General features: G+C 33.1%; 1 protein-coding gene. It reads left to right on the forward strand.

Annotated features, from left to right (window positions below; all coding sequences use genetic code 11):
* Positions 1 to 1,428: 1,428 nt before the first annotated feature.
* Positions 1,429 to 4,824 carry a TM0106 family RecB-like putative nuclease gene (locus FTV30_RS15495; RefSeq protein WP_180001891.1) on the forward strand — a complete coding sequence of 1,132 codons (3,396 nt, stop codon included), beginning with the start codon at positions 1,429 to 1,431 and terminating at the stop codon, positions 4,822 to 4,824.
* Positions 4,825 to 5,084: the final 260 nt, after the last annotated feature.

Raw genomic sequence — 5,084 nt, forward strand, 5'->3', positions numbered from 1 at the left:
GGATAATCTTTTTCAGATTCAATCAATAATTGAACCGCTCTTTCTCTGATTTCAGGGGTATATTTTAATTTTGTCATCGGGATAGTCTCTCAGAATATTGACTCTCCGACAAACCCGGTACGGTTCAAACATTCAACAACTTGTTCCTCTAACAGTTTTTACAGTATACGATTTCCTTTGGATACATCAATATGCGACATGGTGTCGCATATTAATTCTTAATTTAATTGAATTTAAAATAATGTACTAGTGAATAACTATGAATATAAAATTAAATTTCTCTTATCTAAAGTTTAATTTTTAATATTTGATTCGCGGGAATATTTGTGTATTTCTATTGGTTTTTATCTATATATTTTTTAATGGTTGGTGAGGAGGAGGTTTATTATATTTTGTGAGAATATTTATTAATTATAATTAATTTGTTTATTTTTTAATAATTATTAAATTATAAACTTTGATTTGACCTCAATCAATTACTGTTAATTTTTTCTTAAAAATAATTTTAGAGCTAAAAGGAAGACTAGGATTAGACGATCATACCGGTACAAAAATTTGTTTAAAAAAAAGAGGTGATCAAATTTCATCCAAGACTACTGTTACTCACCGTAGATTTATAGCTATAAAATTTTGTTACGTCATAAATAGTATGAAAAATATGCGGTGTTACGTCATAAATAGTGTAAAAAATATGCGGTGTTACGTCATAAAAAGAATTTAATGTATAAAAATTAATCTGTGTTACGTCATATTCAGTTTAAAAATTAAGCTGTGTTACGTCATAAAATTTTTATTTTTTATTTTTTATATAGAATATTAATTATTTATAAATTAAAGTAATTGTAATTTATGAAATATATAAAATAAATAGATGTGTTTAATCTGTTCTTTAAATTTATTAAAGTGCTTAATTTTATAATGAGAATGGTGGTGAATTTTATAATGTGATACTTTATTTTTATAATGTATATAATTTTTTAATTTAATTGAGTTAATTATTTTTGGTTTGATTTTTTTGTTATTATTTTATTTGCATTTTAGTGTTTGATGAGAAGGCTTCCTTGATGAAAAATGACACAGTTTTGTATCATTAATGACACAGTTTTATGTCACTAATGACACAGTTTTATGCCACTAATGACATAGTTTTATGTCACTAATGACGCAGTTTTATGTCACTAATGACATACCTTTGATACATAAATGCTCCAGATAAATTCAGCCTTTTCACACTAATGCACCACTATGCTTAAAATTAATATCATTTGTGACCAAATATTTTTTTATCTATAGGGATTGCATAGACATGACTGAGATGAAATGGTATGAATCAAGCTTTATTTTATAAGACTAAATAATAGTAATAATTATCAAGTGTTTATAGTAGTATCCATTTTTTAGCACTTTATAAAAATATTTGGGGTAAATATGAAACTACATAACGATAATTTAATCTTTTCTCCTTCAGATTTAATTTTGTTTCTAGAAAGTCCTTTTGCTTCCTGGATGGAACATTTCAGTCTTATTACTCCTGAAACTTTAGATTTAAAAGATCAAGATGATGCAATGATGCTCATGCTTCAGGATAAAGGCGCAGAGCACGAATCATCTGTATTGGAAGAGTTGAAGCGACAAGGCTTAACAATTACAGATATAGGATTAAGTTCAGATAAGAAAGCTGAAACGATACAGGCCATGAAAGAAGGTACAGATGTTATTTTTCAGGCTTGTTTGAGTAAAGGTGCATTTACTGGGTTTGCTGATTTTTTAGTTAAGGTTCCAGGTTCTAGTCAACTTGGGGACTATCATTATGAAATTTGGGACACCAAACTTTCTAAGTCACTACAACCTTATTACACCATCCAACTGTGTTGTTATCAGGAAATGATATCAGCTATTCAAGGCCGTTATTCGAATGATTTTGTCATTATTTTAGGTGATCAAACTCAACAGCGATTGAGAACACAAGAATTCTACTATTACTACCAATCAGTAAAAAATGCCTTTTTGCAATTACACGAAGAATTCGATTTGGAAAAGTGCCCTAATCCTTCTGACTCCAAGTCATGGGGTTGTTGGAGTAATTATGCGAAGCAATTACTCAAAGATAGAGATCATCTTTCTCAAGTTGCCACAATTACACGCTCGCAAATCAAGAAGCTGAATGCTGAGAGTATTCAGACAATGCAAGATTTGATTGATAGTGATAAGCTAAATATTAAGGGCTTGAATACTGATGTATATAATAGATTAAAAGCTCAGGCTCGGATTCAGCGGCAAAGTGAAGGGCTTACAACGCCTTTATTTGAAATCATTAACACTCATGAAAAACTAGGATTGGCATTATTACCTCAGCACTCTGAAAATGATGTGTACTTTGATATCGAAGGGTTTCCTTTAATTGAAGGGGGACTTGAGTACTTATGGGGATGTACATATTTCGATGAAAAAGATGAGCGTAAATTTATCGACTTTTGGGCTCACAATGAAATTGAAGAAAGAATAGCATTTAAATCATTTATCGAATGGGTTTATGCACGTTGGCAGCAAGATCCTACGATGCATATTTACCATTATGCAAACTATGAAATTGCTGCGTGTAAGAAGCTTATGTGCCGTTATGGGGTTTGTGAATTTGAAGTAGATCAATTGTTAAGAAATGAAGTTTTTGTTGATTTATACAAGATCGTTAAAAATGGATTGCTGATTGGTGAACCTAAATATTCTATTAAAAATGTAGAACACTTATACCGTGGTAAACGTGAGACAGAAGTGGGTTCGGGGGGTGATTCTGTTGTCGTGTATGAAAATTGGCGAGTTAATCCAGATGGCTTAACCTGGCAAACATCACAGGTCCTGAAAAGTATTCGAGACTACAATATTGATGATTGTAATAGTACGCAAGAGTTGGTGGCTTGGTTGCATCAGAAACAGCAAGAATTTGGCATCCAGTATGTAGGTAAAAAAGACATTGTAGAAAAAGAGGTAAGTGAGGAAATAACGGCAATAACTCACTTAAGAGATCAATTATTGAGTAAAGCAGAATCTCTTAAGGCTCACGATATAATTGAGTCACAAATTTGTGAAAACATGGCTTGGGCCCTGGAATTCCATCGTAGAGAAGCTAAGCCAGTTTTTTGGCGACTCTTTGAAAGAATGGGCTTAACAGTAGAAGAGCTTTATGATGACCTTGATTGTCTAGTAAATTGTATTCGTACAGACAAAGAGCCATTTAAACCAACCCCTAAAGCAAGAAGCTTAGCATATGAGTATTCATTTGATCCTCATCAAGAATTTAAAATGGCAAATACCACTAGCTTTTATATTCTTGGGGAGGAAGATGAAAAGGGGAACAATCTTAAAGCGACATTATTAAAAGAGCATTCATCAGTTTCAAAAGGCAGAATTTGCTTACAGCTTAAAGAACCGCTTTCTGTTGTGCATTTAATCCCAGATGATTATGTGAATCCAAAGCCTATTCCAAAAGCAATAGAAACAGTAGTTCGAAGCTATTATGAAAACCAGCTCAATGATGATGCTATTCTCCATTTTTTAAGACGGGATTATCCACGCATCAAGGGGATAGAAATGGGAGAAATAATTGTTTCTAGCCATAAAAATTTAGAAAAGTTGGATCAAATAAAATCGGCAATTTGTAATTTAGATAACTCATATATTGTAATTCAAGGACCTCCGGGTGCAGGAAAAACCTTTACAGGTAAGCATGTTATTGCGGAATTGCTTAAGCAAGGAAAGAAAGTAGGCATTAGCTCAAATTCCCACAAGGCAATTAATAATCTTTTGATTGGTGTGGCAGAGTATTGCCAAAATGAAATTATTCCAGCTCATTTCTGTTGTACAAAAAATACAGATGCTGAGATTGAAAACTTTGGAATTTCAGAAATTAAGAATGACAAAATAGTTGAATATCTTGATGGAGCATGTGTCATTGGTACCACAGCGTGGGGGTTTTCTCGTGAGGAATTAAATAAGCAATTTGATTATTTGTTTATTGATGAAGCAGGGCAAGTGTCGGTAGCGAACTTAATTGCAATGAGTCAATCCGCTCATAATCTAGTTTTAATGGGTGACCAAATGCAATTAGGACAACCAGCACAAGGTACGCACCCTGGCGATAGTGGTTTGTCTATTTTGGATTATTTGCTAAGAGATTATCCAACAATTGAGTCTAACCGAGGCATCTTTCTCGACACCACCTACAGAATGCATTCAAAAGTAAATGAGTTTATCAGTCAGGCCATTTATGAGGGTAAGTTAAATTCACACAAGTCTAACGATCTGCAAGTTATTCAAGTCCCTGATGCTTATAAGGGGGTATTAAATAAGGAAGCAGGTGTTGTATTCATCCCCGTTGAACATGAAGGAAATACTCAAGCGAGTGATGAAGAGGTTCAAGCGATTCAACATGCTGTGAATGAGCTTGTTGGGCGAATTTATACCGACAAGGATGGCAAGAAAAAGTCCATTACTCTAGATGATATGTTGTTTGTAGCACCGTATAACTTTCAGGTAACTAAACTTAAATCTACTTTAGGTGAAAATGCGAAATTGGGAAGTGTAGATAAGTTCCAAGGCCAAGAAGCACCTATCGTATTTTTTAGCTTATGTGCGAGTGATGCGAACGATTCACCACGTGGAATGGATTTTTTGTTTGATAAAAACCGTTTAAATGTAGCGAATTCGAGAGCACAGTCTTTAGCGATCGTAGTGGGTAATCCAAACTTAATGAATTGTAATGCAAGCAATATTAAACAGCAGAAGTTGGTGAATGTATTTTGTCAGTTAATGGCATATGCAAAATGAATAGTGAAATACATTAAAAAATTAATTTAAGGGTTGAAGGATATATAAGTGGCTATTGAAGTTCTAAATAAAAAATATGAATGTGTTGATTTTTATAGAAAAACAGTTTTTCCTCATATTTTGAGTTATGAAGGGCTTTGTTGCATAAAGGTTTGAAAGGCTGAGTTCCCTTAAGCTACTCAAATTTAAGAGACAACTTGGGTATGAGGGCGACCTAATTCTGTGAATTTATTCAAGACTGCCATGCGTGCATGGATCTC

This window comes from Acinetobacter sp. YH12255 (genome assembly GCF_013417355.1).
GTDB classification, from domain to species: Bacteria; Pseudomonadota; Gammaproteobacteria; order Pseudomonadales; family Moraxellaceae; genus Acinetobacter; species Acinetobacter pseudolwoffii.